At 43.8% G+C, this 23664-nt stretch carries 17 protein-coding genes; 11 read left to right on the top strand and 6 right to left on the bottom strand.

The features are described from left to right. Nucleotides 1-516 (bottom strand): A/G-specific adenine glycosylase (locus ACJ751_RS06925; protein WP_407744653.1); only part of this gene is annotated, 516 nt, incomplete at its 3' end. Nucleotides 517-857: 341 nt separating this feature from the next. Here ACJ751_RS06925 and ACJ751_RS06920 point away from each other — a divergent pair. The 3 genes from ACJ751_RS06920 (at nt 858) to ACJ751_RS06910 (ending at nt 3954) form a co-directional block, all read left to right on the top strand. Continuing rightward, nucleotides 858-1178 (top strand): HU family DNA-binding protein, encoded by a 321-nt coding sequence (locus tag ACJ751_RS06920; RefSeq protein ID WP_407744651.1) that lies wholly within the window; start codon nt 858-860, stop codon nt 1176-1178. A 25-nt stretch (nt 1179-1203) separates the two neighbouring features. Then, nucleotides 1204-2049 (top strand): tetratricopeptide repeat protein, encoded by an 846-nt coding sequence (locus tag ACJ751_RS06915; RefSeq protein ID WP_407744650.1) that lies wholly within the window; start codon nt 1204-1206, stop codon nt 2047-2049. 351 nt (nt 2050-2400) lie between these two features. Continuing rightward, nucleotides 2401-3954: a ribonuclease E/G gene (locus ACJ751_RS06910; RefSeq protein ID WP_407744649.1), complete on the top strand. Its 1554-nt coding sequence runs from the start codon at nt 2401-2403 to the stop codon at nt 3952-3954. Nucleotides 3955-4442: 488 nt separating this feature from the next. Here the strand turns inward: ACJ751_RS06910 and ACJ751_RS06905 are convergent, their stop codons facing one another. Beyond that, on the bottom strand, nt 4443-5132 hold the full coding sequence (locus ACJ751_RS06905; protein WP_407744647.1) for a zinc metallopeptidase: 690 nt from the start codon (nt 5130-5132) through the stop codon (nt 4443-4445). A 546-nt stretch (nt 5133-5678) separates the two neighbouring features. Between ACJ751_RS06905 and radA the strand changes: the two genes are divergently transcribed. The 7 genes from radA (at nt 5679) to ACJ751_RS06870 (ending at nt 14379) form a co-directional block, all read left to right on the top strand. Further along, nucleotides 5679-7052, top strand: coding sequence for a DNA repair protein RadA (radA, locus tag ACJ751_RS06900; RefSeq protein ID WP_407744645.1), 1374 nt, complete (start codon nt 5679-5681; stop codon nt 7050-7052). 52 nt (nt 7053-7104) lie between these two features. Next, nucleotides 7105-7800 carry a ComF family protein gene (locus ACJ751_RS06895; protein ID WP_407744644.1) on the top strand — a complete coding sequence of 232 codons (696 nt, stop codon included), beginning with the start codon at nt 7105-7107 and terminating at the stop codon, nt 7798-7800. 57 nt (nt 7801-7857) lie between these two features. After that, nucleotides 7858-9255 carry a choice-of-anchor Q domain-containing protein gene (locus ACJ751_RS06890; protein ID WP_407744643.1) on the top strand — a complete coding sequence of 466 codons (1398 nt, stop codon included), beginning with the start codon at nt 7858-7860 and terminating at the stop codon, nt 9253-9255. 168 nt (nt 9256-9423) lie between these two features. Continuing rightward, a complete protein-coding gene (locus tag ACJ751_RS06885; protein WP_407744641.1) occupies nt 9424-9939 on the top strand; it encodes a glutathione peroxidase in 516 nt (171 codons plus the stop codon). A 652-nt stretch (nt 9940-10591) separates the two neighbouring features. After that, nucleotides 10592-11818, top strand: coding sequence for an ATP-binding protein (locus ACJ751_RS06880; RefSeq protein ID WP_407744640.1), 1227 nt, complete (start codon nt 10592-10594; stop codon nt 11816-11818). 362 nt (nt 11819-12180) lie between these two features. Beyond that, nucleotides 12181-13479 carry a stage 0 sporulation family protein gene (locus tag ACJ751_RS06875; protein ID WP_407744639.1) on the top strand — a complete coding sequence of 433 codons (1299 nt, stop codon included), beginning with the start codon at nt 12181-12183 and terminating at the stop codon, nt 13477-13479. A gap of 144 nt (nt 13480-13623) precedes the next feature. Continuing rightward, nucleotides 13624-14379 carry a Bax inhibitor-1/YccA family protein gene (locus ACJ751_RS06870; RefSeq protein ID WP_407744638.1) on the top strand — a complete coding sequence of 252 codons (756 nt, stop codon included), beginning with the start codon at nt 13624-13626 and terminating at the stop codon, nt 14377-14379. A gap of 97 nt (nt 14380-14476) precedes the next feature. Here ACJ751_RS06870 and ACJ751_RS06865 read toward each other — a convergent pair whose 3' ends face one another. Beyond that, on the bottom strand, nt 14477-15271 hold the full coding sequence (locus ACJ751_RS06865) for a TIGR00266 family protein (protein WP_407744637.1): 795 nt from the start codon (nt 15269-15271) through the stop codon (nt 14477-14479). A 333-nt stretch (nt 15272-15604) separates the two neighbouring features. Between ACJ751_RS06865 and ACJ751_RS06860 the strand changes: the two genes are divergently transcribed. Then, nucleotides 15605-18469, top strand: a complete 2865-nt coding sequence (locus tag ACJ751_RS06860) for a M16 family metallopeptidase (RefSeq protein ID WP_407744636.1) — start codon at nt 15605-15607, stop codon at nt 18467-18469. 78 nt (nt 18470-18547) lie between these two features. Here the strand turns inward: ACJ751_RS06860 and ACJ751_RS06855 are convergent, their stop codons facing one another. The 3 genes from ACJ751_RS06855 to ACJ751_RS06845 all read right to left on the bottom strand — a co-directional run. Then, nucleotides 18548-22129 (bottom strand): efflux RND transporter permease subunit, encoded by a 3582-nt coding sequence (locus ACJ751_RS06855; RefSeq protein WP_407744635.1) that lies wholly within the window; start codon nt 22127-22129, stop codon nt 18548-18550. A gap of 22 nt (nt 22130-22151) precedes the next feature. Further along, complete coding sequence (locus ACJ751_RS06850; RefSeq protein ID WP_407744634.1) at nt 22152-23300, bottom strand: efflux RND transporter periplasmic adaptor subunit; 1149 nt, start codon at nt 23298-23300, stop codon at nt 22152-22154. A 58-nt stretch (nt 23301-23358) separates the two neighbouring features. Next, the coding region (locus tag ACJ751_RS06845) for a TolC family protein (protein WP_407744633.1) at nt 23359-23664 on the bottom strand (306 nt) is incomplete at its 5' end.

Raw genomic sequence — 23664 nt, 5'->3', positions numbered from 1 at the left:
TTGTAATAACGACTGAGCAAGGGTTTGAAACTCCTTCTTGCCTGCTGTTGTATCAATAGGTGTGGCAATGCCAAAATAACGGGACAGTATGCGTTGTACATTACCATCTACTACTGCATGTGGTGCATTGAACGCAAATGAGGAAACGGCAGCGGCCGTATATGGACCAATACCTGGCAGTGCTTTAATTTCATCGTATGTAGCGGGGAACTTTCCTTTATAGTCATGGGCTATTTTACGGGCTGTTGCAATAAGATTTTTACAACGGCTATAATAACCGAGCCCTTCCCACATCTTAAAAACTTTTTCATCATTTGCTTTTGCCAAATGAATTACTGTTGGAAATGCAGCAATAAATTTTTCATAATAGCGCCAGCCTTGTTCAACTCTTGTTTGTTGCAGTATAATTTCACTCAACCATATTTTATATGGGTCCTTCTCCCCTTTCCATGGCATTGCTCTGTTGTTACTGTTCTTATTCCATTGTAATAACCTACGCGTAAAATCAGGTTTCATGTAATTATTGCTCGTTTTTTCCGAATCTGGTCAACAAACAGGTATTTTTTATCCCTGAATGGTAGTAGAGATGCGGGTTTTATCTAAACTGAAAAAAAATGCTAATACTTGTTTTGCAGGTGTTTTTTCTATAACTTCATGAGAATGAATTACTTTGCTAAAAAAACAGGCACAGAAATTGTTTAAAATTCATTTTCAATTGTTTATAGTTTTCTTGCAAATGTGAAAATTTACCGTTAATTTCATTAAAGAATTGATTTAGTGCAGATTGCCTTTGACATTTCCTATGAAAATTATTTTCTCAAAAATAAAATTTATAAACCCGTAAAAATTCATGCGACATGAGAAAGGCAGACCTCGTTAACCAAATATCGGAAAAAACAGGTATCCCGAAGGTTGATGTGCTGGTTACGCTGGAGACCATGTTCAAGGAAGTAAAAGACACCTTGTCCCAGGGCGAGAACATCTACATTCGCGGATTTGGCAGCTTTATTACAAAAAAGAGAGCCGCTAAAATTGGCCGTAATATCAAAAAGAATATTGCGGTGCATATTCCCGAACATTTTATTCCCGCATTCAAACCAGCCAAAGAATTCGTTGCAGAAGTTAAAAAACTGCAATCAGTAAAAGAAGATCAGCCAAACCCGGATGATGAGGTGTAAATTTGTTGCCTAAATGATTTGATTCTTGAAAAAGCAACAATTGATCCTGGTAGGCAGTGGAGTCGTGCTCCTGTGTCTGATCTACTTTTTTGGTAATACCATTCCCCCTAAAAAAAACCCTGGCGCTGTTGCAGCAGCCGCCGGTCCAAAAGAAATAAGTTTTAATACCATTCTGGAAGCATCCAAGAAGCAACTGACTCCTGCCCAGCAGGCTCAGGTTGCCCAATTGGAAACGGCAGTGGTACGCGGTGACGTGAAGGAACAGCAGGAAAAGGTGTATAAACAGCTGGCCAACTTCTGGAAAGATACGGCGCATTTGCTCCTTCCCTACGGATATTATACTGCAGAAGCCGCTAAATTGGAAAATTCTCAAAAAAGTCTCACCTTTGCTGCCCAATTCTTTTTAGAGGGCATTCGCCGCCAGGATAACCCGGAGTTACAGCGGTGGATGGGAATTGAAGCTAAAGAGTTATTTGAGAAAGCGTTACAAATTGCACCGGATAATGATTCGTTGAAAATTGGCCTCGGTAGCTGTTATCTGCTCGGAGGCATCAGCGACTCACCCATGGAGGGAATTATGAAGATCAGAGAAGTGGCTGAACGGAATCCGGAAAATATGTATGCGCAATTTATGCTCGGTTTGGGCGGAATGATCTCGGGGCAGTTTGATAAAGCAAGTGAACGCCTGCTGAAAGTAGTGCAACACCAGCCGGAGAATGTGGAAGCGATTTTGATGCTGGCTGAAGCCTACGAACGGCAAAACGACAAGGCAGGTGCAATGAAATGGTATAAAGAAGCCAAAAAGCACATTCACAATGCCGATGTAGTTAACGAAATCGACGAACGGATTAAATTACTTGGTAATAAATAATTAAACCTGTCCGTAAAGACATTAGAAACAGTATTATTTAATTTTAAACTCATTGGTGTAATATGCCTTGTGGTAAAAAAAGAAAGCGTCATAAAATAGCCACGCATAAGCGTAAAAAAAGATTAAGAAAAAATCGGCATAAGAAGAAGAACCGCTAGTTTTATCTTCTTGAAAAAGGTCGCGCCATTCGGCGAGGCCTTTTCCTTCTTTCGCTGAATCTAGTTATGTTGTCATTTATTACAGGCTCTTTAGGTTACTTACTTTGCTGATACTGATACCTGACAACTGATTCCTCTTCAGCACCTTTCCTTGTAGTGATGAGATGGTTTAGACGGTATAAAGACAGTACACGTGAATAAGGAACTAATTATAAATGCAGTACCTCAGGGTGTTGAAATCGCCCTATTAGAGGACAAGAAACTCGTGGAATTGCATCATGAAAAAGCTGATGCAAGCTTCGCGGTGGGAGACCTATATCTTGGAAAAGTAAAGAAACTCATCCCCGGACTAAATGCTGCATTCGTAGATGTAGGTTTTGAAAAGGATGCCTTCCTTCACTATACAGACCTCAGCCCATACGCACGATCGTTGTTGAAATTCACCACACAGGCTATTAATGATAACAGCCCGCAGGGATTCAACTTCGCCACCTTCCAGGTTGAACCGGAAATTATTAAAACCGGTAAGATCAACGAAGTATTAAGCGGTAAGCCGAATATTCTGGTCCAGATATTGAAAGAACCCATTGCAGCCAAAGGCCCCCGCCTTAGCTGTGAAATTTCCCTTCCCGGACGTTTTGTAGTAATCACTCCTTTTAATGATATAGTAGCCGTTTCCCGGAAGATCCATTCTGCCGAGGAAAGAAAACGGTTACAGAAGATAGTGGAGGCTATTAAACCCAAAAACTTTGGGGTAATAGTTCGTACCGCTGCCGAAGGAAAGAATACTGCCGAGCTCCATGAAGACCTTGCCGAACTGGTTGAAACCTGGCAAACTATTCAGGGAAATTTAAAAGGTGCAGTAGCCCCCGCCAAAATATTGAGTGAGCAAACAAAAACCACCAGTATCTTACGCGATCTGTTGAATGAAGACTTTAACCGGGTTGTTGTAAATGACCGCAATATTTATAACGATACCCGCAACTACATTCAACGTATTGCCCCCGAAAAAGCAGAGATAGTCTCGTTTTATAATAATGGGCTGCCCATTTTTGACCAGTATGGTATTACCAAACAGGTGAAAGCCGCTTTTGGTAAAACCGTAAACCTGCCCAGTGGCGCCTACCTCATTATTGAACATACGGAAGCCCTGCACGTAATTGATGTAAACAGCGGTTATAAAAGCGTTGGCAACAACCAGGAGCAAAATGCCCTGGAAACCAACCTGGAAGCTGCTGCAGAAATCAGCCGCCAGTTGCGGTTACGCGACCTGGGTGGTATTATCGTGGTTGACTTTATTGATATGAAGCTGCCCGATAATAAACGTAAGCTGCTGGAGGCTATGGAAGAATGTATGCGTCCCGACCGGGCCAAGCACGCCGTGCTGCCCATTTCAAAATTCGGGATCATGCAAATTACCCGGCAACGGATGAAACCTGAGATGAACATCAACACCCAGGAAGTTTGTCCCAGCTGCGCCGGAACAGGTAAAATTTCTTCTACCCTGCTGCTGGAGGATGAAATTGAAAAGAACCTCAGTTACCTCATTACCCATCAGCACAAGAACCTGAGCCTGGTTGTTCATCCCATTATGCATGCCTACCTTACCAAAGGCAGCCTGTTTAAGTCAAAACAATGGAAATGGAGATGGAAATACGGCCAAAAGGTTAAGATCAGGGAAAATACCAATTATCACCTCACCGAATTCCACTTTTTCGACAAACACGACGACGAAATCAAATTATAGCCTGAAGGCTACAGCCAATTGGCAATAAACAATTAGCAAAATTCCCGATAATCGGGAATTTTGTATTTATAGCTGTTTGCCAGGTAGGTATAAAAAAAACAAGATCGGGTAAGAATACCCGATCGAAATATAAAACCAGAAAGGCGTAGGGAAAAAAGTGAATCAGACATGCCAAAATTATCTGTAAAAATCTAACAGCCAAGGACAAATTGGTAAGTGTGCAGTTTTGGCAATAAGTGTGCAGTTATTGCCGATAAGTGTGTAACCAAAATCTCCAAATTACCTTGATCGCCTCCCTTTTTTACATTTTTTGCCTTCCGGATGCCGCTGTTTTGCTACATAACCAATTAATGTTCTTGCATTAAAGAAAAGCCACCCAATTGGTAACAGACAATTTGTAATAAACAAAATCCCCAAATTCGAAGGGTCACCTAATAAGGTGATTCCGAAATTGGGGAAATCTTGAGAATTGATTATTACCTGTATTTTTAATCCCTGCTTCTGCCGCCCAGGAAAATCATTATATATTGTACCAGCGTAGCTATAGAAGCCAAAGCAGCCACCACATACGTCAGGGCAGCCCATTTAAGCGCGTCTTTTGCCTGCGGGTACTCCCGGGCGTCGGTAATATTGCTGCTATTTAACCAGGCTAAAGCCCTTCTGCTGGCATCCAGCTCAACTGGCAGCGTAATCACTGAGAATAAAGTAGTTAGACCAAAAAGTATAATACCGATCAGTAATAAGCCCGTAAAGGCGTGGATCATTAAAACGCCCAGTAATAATATCCACTGTACAATGCCTGAACTGAACATTACCACAGGCACCAGCTTGCTACGCAGCGTTAGCCATTGATAAGCATTGGCATGCTGTACTGCGTGGCCGCACTCATGGGCCGCCACCGCTGCAGAAGCTACTGATATACCATTATATACGTCTGGGCTCAGGTTCACCGTTTTAGTGGCCGGATCGTAATGGTCGCTTAAAAAGCCGTTGGAAGATCTTACCTGAACGTCATATATACCATTATCGCGTAACATTTTCATTGCCACATCCCTACCCGTTAAACCAGCTGTCAGCGGCACCCGGCTGTACTTTGCAAATTTGCCTTTTAGCACCCCGGACACCACCATACTGATCACTATAAACAGGATCGAAACCATCCAAATTTCTGGTGTCATTTTTCTTACTCTTTTATTAATTAATAACAATAATCTATCAAATCAGTTACCATTTAATTTGAGTATTTTTTACGCCATTTTTCGTCAGAAACAGGGGTACTTTTTGTCATTATGTTAGCGTATAATCGCAGTGGGCTGACATTTTATCACAAGGGTTTTGACCGATTTCTTAAAATTGTATTAAAAAATGATTATCAACGTTTTATGGCACTAATTCACAAAACAGGGCAATCGTTTATAGGGTTTTTAATTTTATTCACAACCCCAAAAAATAATTTTGTTATGTGGCGCTTATTTGTAATTTAGTGCAAGAATTTAATGGGTTAGTAAGTAAGGGGTCAACAGCAATGTTGGCCTTTTTACTTTTTAGAAAAAGCCCCCGTTCTACCCCTCCTTTTTATCGTCATTTTCCGGTTATCTCATCATCAAAAACGAATTGTTTCAATCATTCATTTATCATAACTATCATACCACCCTCCACGCTGTTTTTATCGCATCAACAATCATTCATCATTTCATCATCACTTCATTCATTAACTTTATCGCATGGCTAAAGTTAAAACAGCATTCTTTTGTTCTAATTGTGGATATGAAAGTGCAAAATGGTTGGGTAAGTGTCCATCATGCGGAACCTGGAATACATTTGTTGAAGAAGTAATTTCAAAACCTTCGGTTAAAAAAGAAAATGGCTGGGATGATTATCACGAAGAAACAAAATCGATCCGTACCATTCCATTAAGCAGCATCACCAGCAGTGAACAGATCCGCATTACAACATCCGATGCAGAACTTAACCGCGTATTAGGTGGCGGTATAGTACCCGGCAGTATTGTACTGATCGCTGGCGAACCCGGTATAGGTAAATCAACATTGTTTTTACAAAATGGTTTACAATTACAGAATAAAACTGTGTTATATATCAGCGGTGAAGAAAGCGAACAACAAATAAAGATGCGGGCCGACCGCCTGAATATAAAGAATGATAACTTTTACCTGCTTACTGAAACAGTAACACAAACTATTTTCCAGGAGATCAAAAAATTAAGACCAGACCTGGTTATCGTTGATTCCATTCAAACCATTCAATCGCCCTACATTGACTCGTCACCGGGAAGCATATCCCAGATCAGAGAATCGGCTGCCGAGTTTCAACGCTTTGCCAAGGAAACCAATACGCCGGTATTCCTTATCGGTCATATCACTAAAGATGGAAGTATTGCCGGTCCTAAAATACTGGAGCATATGGTTGATACCGTATTGCAGTTCGAAGGTGACCGTCATTACGCCTATCGGATTTTACGAACCATCAAGAACCGGTTCGGCAGCACATCGGAATTGGGCATTTATGAAATGACCGGCGATGGCATGCGCGGCGTAAATAACCCAAGCGAAATATTAATGACGCCGAAAGAAGATCGCCTGAGTGGTATTGCCATCGCTGCAACAATTGAAGGCATGCGTCCGTTGCTGATTGAAGTGCAGGCATTAGTTACCCAATCTGTGTACGGAACGCCACAACGCACCGTCTCAGGTTTCGATCTGCGCCGCTTGCAATTGCTGCTGGCGGTACTGGAAAAGAGAGGAGGCTTTCATTTCGGCGTAAAAGATGTTTTTTTGAACATTGCAGGTGGTTTGAAGGTAGAAGACCCCTCGATCGATCTCGCCGTTTTATGCGCTCTCCTGAGCTCCTATGAAGATGTTCCTTTACCGCAGCATGTTTGTTTTGCCGGTGAAGTTGGATTAAGCGGAGAAGTACGAGCCGTTCATCGCGTAGAACAACGTATAGCAGAAGCCGAAAAACTCGGTTTCGAAAAGATCATCGTTTCGCGGTACGGACAAAAATCAATAGGTAAACAATCCGGTAACATTGAAGTAGTTCCCATGGGACGGGTAGAGGAAGTGTATCAGTATTTGTTTTAAAGGTTTTCACAAAAACATATAAGGCCCGGGTAGTAGCAGTTAAACATCTGCTATGTTAAAAAAAGCATTACATCCTTTATTGCATCTTTTTATCCCCCACCACTGCGCCGGTTGCGGCAGTGATATTATGAGCCGGCAACAGGTTTTATGTATGCATTGCATTAACCGGTTGCCCGTCACGGGGTTTCATCGACATGCCAACAATCCCATAGAAAAAATTTTCTGGGGCCGCATGCCGGTCACCGCTGCCGCCAGTTACCTGTACTTCTCAAAAGATTCGTTGCTACAACACATTGTTCATGAGTTAAAGTACAAAGGCAATAAAGAGCTGGGGTTATTTTTAGGCCTTAAAATGGGCGAAGCGTTGTTACAAACCCAGCGCTTTCAACATCTCGATGCCCTGGTGCCTTTACCGCTGTTTGCAGCCCGGCAACGAAAACGGGGCTACAACCAGGCCTCACTCCTTTGCAAGGGCATGGCGACCATTTTATCGCTTCCTGTACTTGAACAAACAATTCACCGCCGTACTTCAAGCGAAACGCAAACAAACAAGAACCGCATCAACCGCTGGCTGAATATGCAGGGTAAATTCGAATTACAGCAACCTGAGGCCATTAGCGGCAAACATATATTACTGGTTGATGATGTAATAACCACCGGTGCTACCCTGGAAGCCTGCGGCCAGGAATTGTTAACCGCCCCCAATACCCGCTTAAGTATAATGACTATGGCCTTTACCGTAAAGTGAACATGAATCGGGAATCTGCCTTTTGCCTTTTGCCTTAAACGTGTATTTTTACAGAACATGAAATATATACTTGTTGCTATACTACTTACCGGCATCCTGATATCCTGTAAAAAGGAATCATTTATAACCAGCAGCACGGCATCGCTGAATACCAGCACCGACAGCCTTCATTTTGATACCTTATTCACCACTACAGGCTCTACTATCAGGTACTTTCGCATTTACAATAACAATAATCAAAAGCTGCGTTTAAGCAAAGTGGCACTTAAAGGGGGCAATGCGTCTTATTTCAAGATCAATGTCGATGGTACACAAGGCCCCGAAGTAAACGATATTGAAATGGATGCCAACGACAGTATTTATGTTTTCGTAACCGTGAAGATCGATCCTACCGTTGCCAACCTGCCTTTTGTGGTTCAGGATAGCATTCTCATAGATTATAACGGCAATCAACGCTGGATCCAACTGGATGCCTGGGGACAAAATGCCAGTTTCATGCGTTCAAGATTGGTGACCGGCAATGTTACCTGGACCAACACAGTACCCTATGTTATCCTGGGTGGTTTGCTCATCGATAAAAACGCCACCCTCACCATTGAAAAAGGATGCCGCATCTATATGCATGCCGATGCGCCGTTCGTTGTTGATGGCACGCTAAAAGTTACCGGTGAAAAATACGACAGCACCCGCGTGGTGTTCAGGGGCGACAGGATCGATGATCCTTATCGCAATTTCCCCGGAGGCTGGCCCGGCATTTATTTTCGCGAAACAAGTAAAGACAATACCCTGCAATACGCCAACATCCTGAACGCCTATCAGGGTATAGTAGCCGAAAAACCTTCTGTAAATGCCAACCCCAAAGTATTCCTCAGCGAATGCGTGGTTGATAATTGTTACGATGCCGGTATCCTGGGCGCCCAAACAAACATTAAAGCCCAGAACTGTTTGGTAAGCAATTGCGGGAAAAACATCTTTTTAGGTTACGGCGGCACTTATGATTTTTCACACGTAACCGCTGCTACCTGGTCAAATACATACCTCCTGCATAAAGACCCCGTACTGGTAGTAACCAATTATTACAAGGACGGTAACACCGTAAATACTTCAAACTGTACAGCCAATTTTAAAAATTGCATCTTCTGGGGCGAGAACGGCACAACCGAAGATGAAGTAGTGACTGATAAACAAGGTACATCCGTTTTCAATGTCAATTTCCAGAACTGTTTATGGAAGGTGAAGAACCAGCCGGCTACTATTACCGCCACCAACATCATTGCCAATCAATCCCCTTTATTCGACAGCATTAATACACAATTAAAATTTTACGACTTCCGATTGAGCGAAAATTCCCCGGCTCTTAATGCAGGCATTAATTTAGGCATTACCAACGACCTGGATGGAAAGCCAAGACCCGTGGGCAGCAAACCAGATTTAGGTTGTTATGAAAGACAGTAGCACCTAGTTAGCCTTATGCTGGATTTCCATTTCACCTTTTCATATTTGCTGATTTTCACATTGTTTAGCCGTTAACCATATTTTTGCATGAAAGCAACCAATTTAGTATCATCTTTGTATAGTACACGTTGCCAGTCAACATACACTATACTTTAAATTTTATCAATTATGATACGTTTATTGCTTGCATCCCTGCTTTTTATTGTGGCCCATTCTATTTACGACTTTAAAGTCCCTGCATTAGATGGCGCAGGCACTATCGACTTCAAGAAATTCAAAGGCAAAAAGATCATGATCGTGAACACGGCATCTAAATGTGGTAACACCCCGCAATATGCCGACCTGGAAAAGTTATATGAGCAGTACAAAGATAAACTGGTCATAGTAGGTTTTCCAGCTAACAACTTTGACAGCCAGGAACCCGGTTCCAATGGCGAGATCCAGGAGTTTTGCAAAAAGAATTATGGCGTAAGCTTCCCCATGGCTGAAAAGGTTTCAGTAAAGGGCGACGACATTCACCCCCTGTTCAAATACCTGGTGGCCGAAGCGGAGAAGAAAGGATTTACCGATCCCATTAAATGGAACTTCACCAAGTTCCTGTTAGATGAAAAAGGTAACCTGATCACCGTGATCCACAACAAAACAAAAGTTACCAGCGAAGAAGTGACCAAGTATCTGAACTAAGATAAGGTACCATATTATAAAAAGCCCCCCGTTCGCAGCTGGCGAACAGGGGGTTTTTTTATTTTCCCGGCAACCCGGCCGATAACATCTCCGTAATATATAATATGAACAAAGCGATTGCGCCATTCTGCATACTACCCAAACCCCTGCCTATAAATGTTTCACCTTTGGTCGGCATAAGGGTTTACACTAATTTTTCGTCTGCAAAATAAGGCAACACATCGCTTTTAATTGTCAATTGAACGAATAAAGTTCCCTATGCGGCTTTATATTGACAATTTTGAATATCCAATATCATTTAAATATCCAATGGTCCGAAGAAAACCATCCAATATCGAAAACCAATGTCCAGCGTTCCTATGAAAGCTAAGATATCCTGGAAGAAAAACCAGTAAATCCAATGCTGTTGAAAAGCAGATCCATCCACTTTTTGGTGACTCTTTTATGCAATTGATCCTATTTCCTTTTAAAGCCCGAAAGAGTTGATCCCGTTAAAAGTATTCAGGAAGTCCCGACAGAACCGTCGGGACTTCCGTTTTTTTACTCCCCGACCCCTTTGTACTGAATTTTGTATTCCCATTTTCACAACTTGTCCCGATTAATCGGGATTTGCACATTTTCACATTTGCACATTACTTAACTTCGCCCCCGCATGTTATTTAAAAATGTTATTGGCCAGACAGATGTGAAATTGCATCTTGTAAACATGGTGCAACAGAACCGCATCAGCCACGCCCTTTTGTTTTTAGGAAAAGAAGGTAGCGGCGCCCTGCCCATGGCCATTGCATTTGCCCAATACATCGTTTGCGAAAAAGTAAACAGAAAAGGGGCCACTGAATCAGTTGGACTATCGCTGTTCGGTGAGGAGACTCCTCCCCCACCGGGGGAGGCCGGGAGGGGGCCCTCCGCAATGTTCGACTCCTGTGGCGAATGTCCTTCCTGCCTGAAGATGCACCAGCTCATGCACCCCGATGTGCATTTTTCATATCCGGTAATTCCCCGCAAATCGGGCGATAAACCCCTGAGCTCAGATTACATCAGCGAATGGCGCGAGTTCATAGCCAAATATCCGTATGGTAATTCGTACGACTGGCTGCAATTTATCGGGGCCGAAAACAAACAGGGTAATATTACCGCCTACGAGTGTAACGATATCATCCGCAAACTGTCGCTCAAAAGCTTCGAAAGCGGATTTAAAATACTGGTGATGTGGATGCCCGAATACCTGGGCAATGAAGGGAATAAATTATTGAAACTCATTGAAGAACCGCCACCAAACACCTTGTTTGTACTGGTGGCCGAAAATGAGTCGCTGATCCTGCAAACCATTTTATCACGTACCCAGCTTATTAAAATACCGGCCCTCAACTACCAGGATATTTCCGAAGCCCTGGTTACCAAGGCCAAAGTGGGGGAAGATTCAGCCCGCCAAACCGCCCTTATTGCTGAAGGCAATTACCGGGAGGCGCTGCAGTTAATGCAACATGCCGATGAAGACTGGCAATCGCTGCTGCGCGAATGGCTGAACGCCATTTTAAAGAACGGACCCATAGCCCAGGTAAAATGGATAGATGAAGTAAGCAAGCTGGGCCGCGAAAAACAAAAACAATTCATCCGCTACTTTACCCACCTGCTCGAACAGGCCATCCGGCTGCATGCCATGGGCCCCAACAATGTGCACTTGCCCGATAAGGACAAGGACTTTGCCGGCCGCCTGAACAAGATCGCCAACTTCATGCAACAGCAGGCTATTATTGAAGAGCTTGACAAAGCCTCCTATTATATTGAACGGAACGCCAACCCCAAGATGTTGTTCCATGCTCTCACCATTAAATTATACCACATACTTGCCAGCAAGGAGGTAACTACGGTTATTTAGTCCACAAGCGTTCGTTTTAACCGGGTTAACCCCCTTAGAATCAGGCATCATATAAAAGGGCCTTTTGACGTTAATAACTTATATTTGTAAATCGGCCTGTAAAGCAGGATGCAGAAAAATTGTGCGATTGGGGTTGCATGCGAGCAGGGTTTCTATATAATAAGGTTATTTTTATTTCGCTATATTATCCATAATTGCGTCTTAGTCAATTCGTTATAACACTGTTACCCGTAATTGAGCAAGTATAGGCGCACCCCCGGCTTTTCCGGAAGGAATGTATAATACTCCGCCCGCCATTATTCTGCATGCGTTATCCGGCCGAACATAAATAAATTTTATAAATCGTTAATCCTAAATAGAGAATGGGATGTAGTTCATGCGGAACAGGTGGTAAAGTTTCCGGTTGTAAAAGCAATGGCGGATGCAGCACGGGCGGTTGTAACAGAATGAATGTGCACGATTGGCTGAGTAACCTGCCTTTCAGCGACCCTTCGGGCAGCTGCAAAATTGTAGAAATAACTTTCAATAATGGAAGTCGGAAAGACTTTTACCGGAACACCACTGTTCACTTATTCGAAAAAGGCGACCTGGTTGCCGTAGAAGGCGTAAGCGGCTACGATATTGGCACTATTAACACTACCGGCGAAATTGTTCGCCTGCAAATGAAGAAAAAAAATGCCGACGAAACCGACCCCGACATCAAAAAGGTATTACGCCGCGCCACCGATAAAGACATCGAGATCTGGCAACAAAATAAAGACCGCGAAAAAGAAGCCCTCATCCGGGCCCGGGCCATTGCCCGCCAGCTGAACCTGGAAATGAAACTCACCGAAGTTGAAATTCAGGCCGATGGTCGCAAAGCCACTTTCTTTTATATTGCCGATGACCGCGTTGACTTTCGCGAATTGATAAAGATCTATGCCAAAGAGTTCCGGGTAAAAGTAGAAATGCGCCAGATAGGCGCCCGCCAGGAAGCCGCCAAAGTGGGTGGCATTGGCAGTTGCGGCCGCGAACTGTGCTGCAGCACCTGGTTAACCGATTTTAAATCGGTTAATACTACGGCCGCCCGCTACCAGAACCTGTCTATCAATCAAAGCAAACTCAGCGGTCAGTGTGGCCGGTTAAAATGCTGTCTTAACTACGAGTTGGATATTTACCTGGATGCCTTACAGCACTTTCCAGACAATGCCGACACCTTACAGATAGCAAAAGGCACCGCCATCCTGATCAAGAAAGATATTTTTAAAAACCTCATGTGGTATACCCTGCCCGACAGCACCAAGCAGTATCCGCTGACCATTGAACGGGTAAGGAAGATCAAACAGCTGAACGAAAGAAACCAGGTGCCCGATGAACTGGAAGCTGTTGAGGTAACCACACAAAAACCAAAAGAGGTAGAACCTGAATTTGTTGATGTGGTTGGCCAGATCAGCTTACGCAGTCTGGAAAGGGCCGAAAAGAAAAAACGGCACCACCATCCAAAAGAAGGTCAACACAAAGAGCAACCTCGCCAGCAACAAGGGCAACAAGGGCAACAAGGCCAGGGTCAACAGGGACAAGGTCAGGGTAAGGGGCAGGGTCAGCATCAGCACCGCCGCGACAACCGTCCGCCCCGGAGAGACGATAACAGAAGAAACAATCCTCCTAAAAAAGATAATTAGAGATAGAGATGAGTTGACCAGTTGTTCAGTTAACCAGTTAACTGAACAACTGGTCAACTTGTTTATCAGGTCCACTCAGCCTGTTTTAACTTTCATCTTTCCCATTTTTTTGTATTTTGTTCTCACTTAAAAAACTCTATTACTATGGCTCTATTTAAATCCGGTAATCCTGCCCTGAACGAGAAAACTTTCACGAAAAGCTTTTCTTATGTTGATGCCGAATCAATGACGGTCAAAGGAACATTGAACAAATTCGGTATCCTTTTTCTGATGACGATGGCTACAGCTGGCCTCGCCTGGAAAATGGTGGCTTCCGGTGTTGATGTAACAACTTATATGTGGATATCGGTATTTGCCGCGCTCGGAGTTGCCTTTATTATCGTTTTCAAAATGGAATGGTCAGCCTACCTGGCGCCTGTATACGCTTTGGTAAAAGGTTATGCAGTTGGTGCTATCTCCGCTTACTATAACTATGCTTTCCAAAAAGTGGCGCCAGATATTATTACCCAGGCTGTTGCCTTAACGTTTGGTGTAGTGATCGCAATGTACTTTCTGTACAAATTCAATGTGATAAAAGCAACGCCTACCTTCAAAAAGATTATCATTACCGCTACACTCGGTATAGCTGTATTTTATTTGATCTCCATTGGTTTGCACTTCGCCGGCATCGAGATTCCCTTCCTGCACGAAGGCAGCATGTTCGGTATCATTTTCTCCCTGGTAGTAGTTGCACTGGCTGCCATGAACCTGATACTGGATTTCGATATGATCGAGAACGGCGCCAGCAAGGGTGCGCCTAAATTCATGGAATGGTATTGCGCATTTGGTTTACTGGTAACCATCGTATGGTTATACCTGGAGATCTTACGCTTACTGTCGAAATTTGCCAGCAGAAAATAAGATCCACTTATATAAAAAGTCAAGGGCCATCCCGCTACTCGCAGGACGGCCCTTTTTATTTTGTAGCCAAACATTTAGTCCGACTCTTTAACTCTTATTACCAACCATCACCATCCAACATATTCCCCAATCCTCCTAAAATGCTGCCTTCTTCTTTACGGCCACCGGCAGTGCCATAGGTCAATATCCGGCTGGCCAAACGACTAATGGGCAGAGTTTGTATCCATACTTTACCAGGACCACGCAAGGTAGCAAAGAACAAACCTTCACCACCAAACAGGGTGTTCTTGATACCGCCTACAAATTGAATATCATAATCGATGGTTTGTGTATATGCCACCAAACAACCGGTATCTATCCGAAGCACTTCGCCAGGCTGCAGCATTCTTTCAAACACGTGACCACCAGCATGCACAAAGGCCATACCATCACCTTCCAGCTTTTCCATTATAAATCCTTCCCCGCCAAACAAACCGGTGCCCAGCTTACGTTGAAATTCAATACCTACACTTACCCCTTTTGCGGCACACAGGAAAGCATCTTTTTGCGCAACGATCTTTCCGCCCAATTCCTGCAGATCTAATGCAATGATCTTACCAGGGTAAGGAGAAGCAAAACTTACCCGCTTTTTTCCCTGCCCCATATTGGTAAAGGCAGTCATAAACAAACTTTCACCGGTTAACATCCGTTTACCAGCCGACATCAGCTTACCCAGCAATCCCTGTTGGGGCTTTGATCCGTCACCAAACATGGTCGCCATTTGAATGCCATCATCCATCATCATAAAGGCCCCACTTTCGGCAACGGCGGTTTCCTCTGGATCGAGTTCTATTTCAACGTATTGCATCTCTTCCCCATAAATCTTATAGTCTATTTCGTGGTTTGTACGCATGTAAATCTTTTTAAAGTTTTTAAGAATAAGTTTATGAATGGCCTTCCGCTTTGCCCGCCGTCCGCGTGTCGCTGAAGCTTTAGCGGAGGCGCAAGCTTTAGCGTAGGAGGGTCTATAGCATCGTTAGTCGCAATTTAATATTATTCGTTTCATGAGTTTTAATATTTTTTTCAGTGGGTGGGTCATCCGCCAGCTGGCGGATGGCACCTGGCCTACTTTGAAGGTGAGCCACCTTTTAAAGGTGACCCACCCCCGCTAAATTGATAAATGGTTTGGCTCTCCCATGATAATTCTGTTACCTTACAGGGAACTTGTTTAACAAAAATTACACATATGAAAAGGGCCATACTGCTTTTGGCTGTTGCTATGCCAGCTCTCTACAACCAGGCTGCCGCCCAGGCAAAGCTGGTTGAAAAGATCACCCGGCAGGGTGATGAATTGGTGATCCCATACGAAAAATATGTACTCCCTAACGGACTTACTGTGATCGTTGCTGAAGACCACAGTGATCCTATTGTACAGGTCGATGTTACTTACCACGTTGGTTCGGCCCGCGAACAAATAGGTAAATCGGGTTTTGCGCATTTCTTTGAGCATATGATGTTCCAGGGCAGCGACCATGTTAAAGATGAAGAACATTTTAAAATGGTTACCGATGCGGGTGGCACGCTGAACGGTTCAACCAACCGCGACCGCACCAATTATTTTGAAACAGTGCCATCTAACCAACTTGAAAAAATGCTTTGGCTCGAAGCTGATCGCATGGGCTTTTTGCTGGATGCCGTTACCCAGCAAAAATTCGAAATACAGCGCGCTACGGTTAAAAACGAACGGGGACAGAACTATGATAACCGTCCTTATGGCTTGATGAGTGAAGTAGCTTCGCGTAACCTGTACCCCTACGGCCACCCTTACTCGTGGTTAACGATCGGGTATATTGAAGACCTGAACCGTGTTGATGTAAACGACCTCAAGAATTTCTTTTTACGCTGGTATGGCCCCAATAATGCCACCCTCACTGTTGGCGGCGATGTAAAAACAGCCGATGTAATAAAACTGGTTGAAAAGTATTTTGGCCCTATCCCCAAAGGACCGTCTGTAGAAAAAGTAGTAGTGCCTGCCGTGGCGCTCGATAAAGACCGTTATGTTTCCTACACCGATAATTACATCAGGCTTCCTTTGATAAACATGGTATGGCCCACCGTGCCCAACTATCATAAAGACATGCCTGCACTCACCTGTCTGGCGCAAATACTCGGTGGGGGCAATTCTTCCCTGTTGTACAAGAACCTGGTTAAAACCCAACTGGCCCTGCAGGCAAACGTATACAGCCAGCTAAGTGAATTGGCCGGCGAGTTTACCATTCGCGTGGTTCCCATGCCCGGCAAAACGCTGGCCGATATGGAAAAACTGATCCGTACTTCACTTGAAGAGTTTGAAAAACGCGGCGTTACCGATGAAGATATTCAAAAGTTCAAGGGACATACAGAAGCGGAATATGTCAACGGCCTGCAAAGCGTATCGGGCAAAGTATTTCAGCTGGCTGCTTTTCAAACATTGACCGGTAACCCTAATATGATAGGCACGCTGGTGAAAATGAACAATGCCGTTACCAAAGAAGATGTAATGCGCGTATACAACCAGTATATAAAAGGAAAACATGCCGTTGTATTAAGTGTATTACCCAAGGGGCAGGAAAATGTTATTGCAGGCCCGGACAATTACGAAATTGACAAAAGCCACTATAATGCGCCCGATTATGGTTATGCCAGTTTAAAATATACAAAGGCAACCGATAATTTCGATCGCGCCGCTCACCCTGGCAATGGACCTAACCCGGTTGTAAAAGTGCCGGCCTTCTGGCGGAAAGACCTTCCCAACAAGATCAAATTTATTGGGGCGGAAAACAAGGAGATCCCCTCGGTAACCCTCATCATCTCTATACCAGGCGGCCATTTATTACAGGCAAAGGACACAGCTAAAGTAGGACTGGCCAGCCTGTTTGCCGATATGATGAATGAAGACACCAAAAACTACACTACCGAACAAATGACCATTGAGCTGGATAAACTGGGCAGTATTATTGAGGTTACCAGCAGCCGCGACGCAATTGTTTTTACGGTAGAAACACTTAAAAAGAACATTGATAAAACACTGGCCCTGCTGCAGGAACGCCTGTTCAATCCCAAATTCACCGAAGCAACATTCGATCGCATTCAACATCAAACGCTGGAAAGCCTTAAACAGGCAAAAACCCGGCCCGCAGCAGTAGCTGATGATGTAATGGCGATGGTAGATTATGGACCCGATCATATTCTGGGAATGAATGAGTATGGCACCGAAAGCACTATTAAGAACATTACCTTAAAAGATGTGGAGGATTATTATAAAAACTACATAACAGCCACCAATACAAAAGTGGTGCTGGTAGGTGATATCACGCAAAATGAAATACTGCCCAAACTGGCCTTCCTGAACAAGCTGCCGAATAAAACAATTGAGTTGCCTGCTATTGCGGCTAAACCCAAAGAGGTGGATAAATCAAAAATATACCTGGTGAATATTCCCCGGGCTGCCCAAACAGAATTCAGAATAGGCAATGTAACCGGTTTAAAGTATGATGCTACCGGTGAATATTACAAAGCAGGCCTGATGAACTTTGCCCTGGGCGGTGGTTTTAATGGCCGCGTAAACATAAACCTGCGCGAAGAAAAAGGCTGGACCTACGGCGCCCGCACCAATTTCAATGGCGATGAATATACAGGTGATTTCACCTTCAGCTCAGGCATTAAAGCCGATGCTACCGATAGTGCATTAACTGAAGTAATGAAAGAACTGAAAGCCTATAACGCAGAAGGCATCAGGGATGAAGAGTTGACATTTATGAAGAACGCCATCGGGCAACGCGATGCTTTGCGTTATGAAACAGGCATGCAAAAGGCCGGTTTTATTCAACGCATGCTGGAGTATAATTTACCCGCCGATTATGTTGACCAGCAGAACAGGATCCTGAAAAACATCACCAAGCCTGAAATTGATGCCCTTGCTAAAAAATACATTCATCCCGAGAAAATGAATATCGTGCTGGTGGGCGACAAAATGCGTATTCTACCCGGCTTACAAAAAAGTGGTTATGAAATTGTAGAGTTGAATACCGATGGTAAGCCAGTTGGTGAAGAAACCAAGAAAGGATTTTAATGATCTTAAATGAACGAGCCCTCTGCCAATTGGCGGAGGGCTCGTTTTATTTTGATTTCGCGTTTGCCGTTTCACAATTTAGAACCAGCTTCCAATAAACGCTTCATTCACTTTTTCTTTCTTACCAGCCAGCTTTCTTCTTCTGCGTCTTACTTTATAACGCTGCACACCCATGGTAACAAGCATCAATGGAATAAACACTAAGGTCAATGGCGGAATTCCCATAAACGAGATCCATTTACCGCCATACATGTTACGCATTGGTCTTCTTAAACGCTCAGCTATCAGGTACATGGCTGGCAGTATCAGCAGCGTCATAAAGAAGGCGAACGCCAAACCAAAGATGATGGTCCATGACAATGGCTTCCAGAAGACAGCATTATCCCCACCAAAGAAGATATGCGGGTTCAACTCTGAGAATAATGTTACGAAGTTAATATTGAAACCTACAGCCAGCGGTATTAAACCAAGTATGGCGGCCATAGCGGTTAACAATACCGGAATGATGCGGGTTTTACCGGCCTGGATCAATGCCTCTCTGGTTTTCATGCCGCGCATTCTTAACTCATCGGTGAACTCAATAACCAGGATACCATTCTTCACCACTATACCTGCCAATCCCACAATACCTAAACCGGTCATAAGTACCGACACTTCCATTTTTGTAATGGCGAAACCTAACAACACCCCAATCACACTGAAGATGATCTCGGTTAAAATGATTACCGGTTTGCTCACAGAGTTGAACTGAATAACCAGGGTAATCAGAATGATCGCCAGCGCAATCACCAATGCCATTGTCAGGAAGTTTCCGGTTTCTTTTTGTTGTTCACCTTCACCGGTTTGTTTAATGGTTACACCATCAGGCTTCTGCTTAAAGTTCTCGATATTCTTGGCTATTACCTCGTTTACCGCGGTCGGCGTGGTGATGTTCATCAAAACATTTGACCGCAGGGTAATTACCCGTTTCTGGTTTTTACGTTTTACGCTTCCCAGCGTACTGGTATAATCTACTTTAACCAACGAACTAATGGGCACATGCTTAACCTGACCACTGGCCATATCCCGAAAAGTGATGTTCATGTTCAGCAGGTCGGCCAGGTTTTTACGTTGGCCTTCCAGGTTACGCAGCTGGATCTTGTATTCATCGTCACCATCCTTCACCTTCGATACTTCGCGCCCGAATACAGCTGTCCTTATTTCCTGTCCTATCTGTGCAGTTGAAACACCTTCTATCAATGCTCTTTCACGATCTACTGTAAAGCTGATCTCAGGATTGGTAAGGTCTACGTCCATTTTCAACTCTTCTACCCCTGGTATCTGAATAGAATCCAGGTAATTTTTTAATGAAACGGCTGTTTTGATCAGATCATCAAAATCCTCACTGGCCACTTCAATATTGATCGGAGGATCTGTTGGCGGACCGCCTTTTTCCTGGTCAACCGAAATTTCAGCCCCGGGTATACCTTTTATCGCATTTCGAATATTATCCAAATAGGGCCTGGTAGCTATGCCTTTGCGTTTTTCAAATTCTACAAACGATACCTGTATACGTCCCAATTCGGGTCTTGTACTTCTATCGCCGCTTGTAGGATCGCTGGCCCCAACAGCAACGTTACTGATCACACTCTCCACTACAGGATTCTTTTTACCATTTTCCATACCCAGCACCTGGTAAACTTTTGTTTCAAGTGTGCGGGTAATAGAATCGGTATATTCCACGTCGCTACCAACAGGCAGTTTCAGGTACACATAGATCTGGTTGGGATCTCCAACAGGGAAGAATACAACGGGAACTTTTCTGGCGCCAAAGAACATAAACGTGAGTATCAACACAACAAATGTGCTCAACAATAAATGCACAGGCCGCCATCCTTTAAGCGCCCAACGCAACGCAGTTTCATAATGGCCCATGATCCAGGGCAGCGCCCTGTTTTGAAATGCATGGATGAGATTATCCAGTACATAACGGTTCAACAGAATGAGCAACACCATTAAAATTAACAGGTTGCCAAGGAAAGTATATTTTGCTATATCGAGCAGTACACCTACTGCTAATGTGACCCAGAAGATAGGTTTTCTGAAGATCGCCGACTTGGGTTCTTTTTCTCCTTCAGGATGGTTCATAAAGTCAACCGCAAACACCGGGTTCATCAGGAAGGCCACTATCAACGAGGCAGTTAATGTAAAGATCAGCATGGCAGGCAGGTAAACCATGAATTTACCAATGATACCTGGCCAGAACATCAGGGGGAAGAAGGGCGCCAGCGTAGTTATAGTACCCGCCAGTACCGGAACAAATACTTCACCGGCAGCCATCATGGCTGATTTTTCGGAAGTAAGGGATCCTTTGCTTTGCACAAATATGCGGTGCGTATTTTCTATCACCACAATGGCATCATCCACAATAATACCCAAACCAAACAGCAAAGCGAATAACACAATAAAGTTGAGGGTTACGTGTGTACCGATCATCAGGTCGGCCGCCGGTAAAAATACAAATGCCACAAACATACTCAACGGTACCGACAACGCCACAAAGAAGGCATTGGTAACACCCATGAAGAACATCAGGATGATCAACACCAGCACGAAACCAATAACAATGGTATTTACCAGGTCGTTGAACGAAGTGCGGGATGCTTTACTTTGATCACCGGTTAATACCACGTTCAGGTTCTTGGGAAACTGGCTCTTCTGCATTTCCTCAACCACCTTCTTTACATCGTCTGAAGTTTCAATAAGGTTCTCACCCGCGCGTTTGATAATATTCAGGGTAATTACCGGCTTACCATCGAGGCGCGCATAGCTCTCCCGTTCTTTGGTAGTGTCTTTTATTTCTGCAATATCTTTCAGGTAGATCGGTGAACCACTGGTATTACGCACTACCACCTTTTGTAAATCGAACTCGGTTTTTATTTGGCCCTTTAACTGCAGGGTCCGCTTCATACTCCCTACGTCGAGCAAACCGCCGGAAATATCCATATTCTCACGGGAAACGGCATTGGCAATATCATCGAAAGTGATATTGGCGCTGCGCATTTTGTAATTGTCTACATTGATCTGGAATTCGCGCTCAGGCGCTCCCACCAGGTCAACACGGTTCAATTGAGGTAATTCTTCCAGTTTGTCCTGCAGGTCGTCGGCATACTTTTTCAATCTAGGCAGGTCAAAGTCACCACTTAAGTTAACATACATGATCGGCTGCTCCGAAAAGCTTACCTCCATTACAGCCGGTTCTTCGGTAAGATCAGTAGGCAGGTCTTTCTTTGCCTTGTCCACCGCATCCTTTACCTTCTGTAAGGCCACGTCTGTTTTTACGTCGGTGCCAAACTCAACTATAATGGCAGAATAATCGGCCACTGAAGTACTGGTAGTTTTATTGATCTTGGCGCCCGTGATCCCCTTGATCTGTTTTTCAATGGGGCGGCTAACCAGGTTTTCAATATCCTTGGGTGAGTTACCTACATAAATAGTTTGTACATATATGGTAGGAATAACAATATCAGGAAACTGTTCTTTAGGCAGGGTAAGAAACTGGTAGATCCCCCCCAAACTAAAGAATAGCATTACGAGATAAATAGCAGTCTTGTTCTTTATACTCCAGGTGGTGGGCCCGAAGTGTTTGAACTTATCTTTAATATTTTCTAAAGCACTCATACAATGATTTTGTGTGTAAGTCTTATTTAGTATCTGTGATGATCATCTGGCCATCATACAACCCCTGGAAACCATCCACGATCAGTACTTCGCCAGGTTGCAAGCCGCTTTTAACCTCCAGCGTATCGCCATACAGCAATCCCACTGTAACAGGTTTTTTCTTGGCCACTTTCTTACCATTCTCAGTGGAAGCCACCATTACAAATTTTCCTTTCTCATCATTTTGAATGGTATTGATGGGAATGGTGATCGCATTGGGCATAATATAATCCTGTATGTGCACCATGGCTATCTGACCCGGACGGAAACCCCTGTTACCAGGTACTTTTCCTTCGATATAAAATGACCGGGTTGAAGGATCGATCAAATTGCCAACTACAGCCACTTTTGTATTGAGGGCCTTGTTATTATCCTCAGGCAGGGTCACCGCAAGGTTAGTCCCTTCTTTTACTTTGGTTTGATAAGCTTCAGGCACATTGGCAGTAACCTTTAGATCACCGGTATTTACAATGCGAATACCCATTTGCGTAGCACCGGCAGCAGAAAATGTTTCGCCCACTTTAATAGTCACCTGGTCGGCAATACCACTTAATTCTGCGTATACATTCGACATGCCTTCCTGTTCTTTCAACAGGGCTATTTGCTTTTCAATGTTATCTACATTGCTTTTTGCATTGAGCAGTTCTATTTCAGTTCCAATCTTTTGGTCCCATAAATTCTTACGACGTTCATACACCGTTCTGGCCAGGCTTAGCTGCACATTGGCCTGTTCGATCTGTTGGCGCACTACACCAGGATCGAGCTTTAATAACAACTGGCCTTTACGCACATAATCACCCTGTTTTACATATACAGCACGTACTAATCCTCCCTGGTTACGGGGTGTAACCCAGGCTATATTTTGGGCGTCTATTTTACCCTGCAGATCAATATAATGGCTAAAAGTTGTTTTATTTATTGGAGACAATACCACCAGTTTGGGCTTTTCAGCTTTGGCTGCACTCGTATCCAGTTTGGCAATTTCCTGCTCCAGCTTGCCCTGTTCTTTTTTCAATTCTTCCAGTTTGGCTTTTTTCTCTGCCAGCCCGTTATCCTTTCCTGAAGAAGCACCACATGCTGCTAAAAAAACAACAACTGCAACTGTGCCAATGATGTTATACGTACTTTTCATATCGGTAAATTTATCCGTTGAATACATTTGTTGGTTTAGAGTTTTATAGAGTATTGAATTATAGTTTTCCAATGGCTTTCATGAAATCAACCCTGGCCACAATGGCATCGTACAAGGCGTTTATATAATTGGTTTGCGCGGCCTTCAGGTCAGTTTGAGCTGCAGTGATCTCTGTATTTGATCCTAACCCGGATTCAAATTTCTTTTTAGTTTGCTCATACACATCTTCCGCCAGCTTCATATTCTGCTTTTGATAGTCCATTGCCTCGATAGCTGTCTTGAAATTTATCCGGGCCGTTTCTACTTCATTATCTATTGATAATTTCAGGTTTTCTATCTGGTTCTCTGTTTTCTTCAGGGTAAG

The organism is Niastella sp., assembly GCF_045805085.1.
Classification (GTDB): domain Bacteria; phylum Bacteroidota; class Bacteroidia; order Chitinophagales; family Chitinophagaceae; genus Niastella.
This window is presented reverse-complemented; position numbering and strand designations above follow the sequence as displayed.

Excerpts from the sequence above, each read along its gene's own strand:
- ACJ751_RS06920 (WP_407744651.1), top strand. The coding sequence starts at position 858 with ATGAGAAAGGCAGACCTCGTTAACCAAATATCGGAAAAAACAGGTATC.
- ACJ751_RS06905 (WP_407744647.1), bottom strand. The coding sequence starts at position 5,132 with ATGACACCAGAAATTTGGATGGTTTCGATCCTGTTTATAGTGATCAGT.
- radA (WP_407744645.1), top strand. The coding sequence starts at position 5,679 with ATGGCTAAAGTTAAAACAGCATTCTTTTGTTCTAATTGTGGATATGAA.
- ACJ751_RS06895 (WP_407744644.1), top strand. The coding sequence starts at position 7,105 with ATGTTAAAAAAAGCATTACATCCTTTATTGCATCTTTTTATCCCCCAC.
- ACJ751_RS06890 (WP_407744643.1), top strand. The coding sequence starts at position 7,858 with ATGAAATATATACTTGTTGCTATACTACTTACCGGCATCCTGATATCC.
- ACJ751_RS06885 (WP_407744641.1), top strand. The coding sequence starts at position 9,424 with ATGATACGTTTATTGCTTGCATCCCTGCTTTTTATTGTGGCCCATTCT.
- ACJ751_RS06880 (WP_407744640.1), top strand. The coding sequence starts at position 10,592 with ATGTTATTTAAAAATGTTATTGGCCAGACAGATGTGAAATTGCATCTT.
- ACJ751_RS06875 (WP_407744639.1), top strand. The coding sequence starts at position 12,181 with ATGGGATGTAGTTCATGCGGAACAGGTGGTAAAGTTTCCGGTTGTAAA.
- ACJ751_RS06870 (WP_407744638.1), top strand. The coding sequence starts at position 13,624 with ATGGCTCTATTTAAATCCGGTAATCCTGCCCTGAACGAGAAAACTTTC.
- ACJ751_RS06865 (WP_407744637.1), bottom strand. The coding sequence starts at position 15,271 with ATGCGTACAAACCACGAAATAGACTATAAGATTTATGGGGAAGAGATG.
- ACJ751_RS06860 (WP_407744636.1), top strand. The coding sequence starts at position 15,605 with ATGAAAAGGGCCATACTGCTTTTGGCTGTTGCTATGCCAGCTCTCTAC.
- ACJ751_RS06855 (WP_407744635.1), bottom strand. The coding sequence starts at position 22,129 with ATGAGTGCTTTAGAAAATATTAAAGATAAGTTCAAACACTTCGGGCCC.
- ACJ751_RS06850 (WP_407744634.1), bottom strand. The coding sequence starts at position 23,300 with ATGAAAAGTACGTATAACATCATTGGCACAGTTGCAGTTGTTGTTTTT.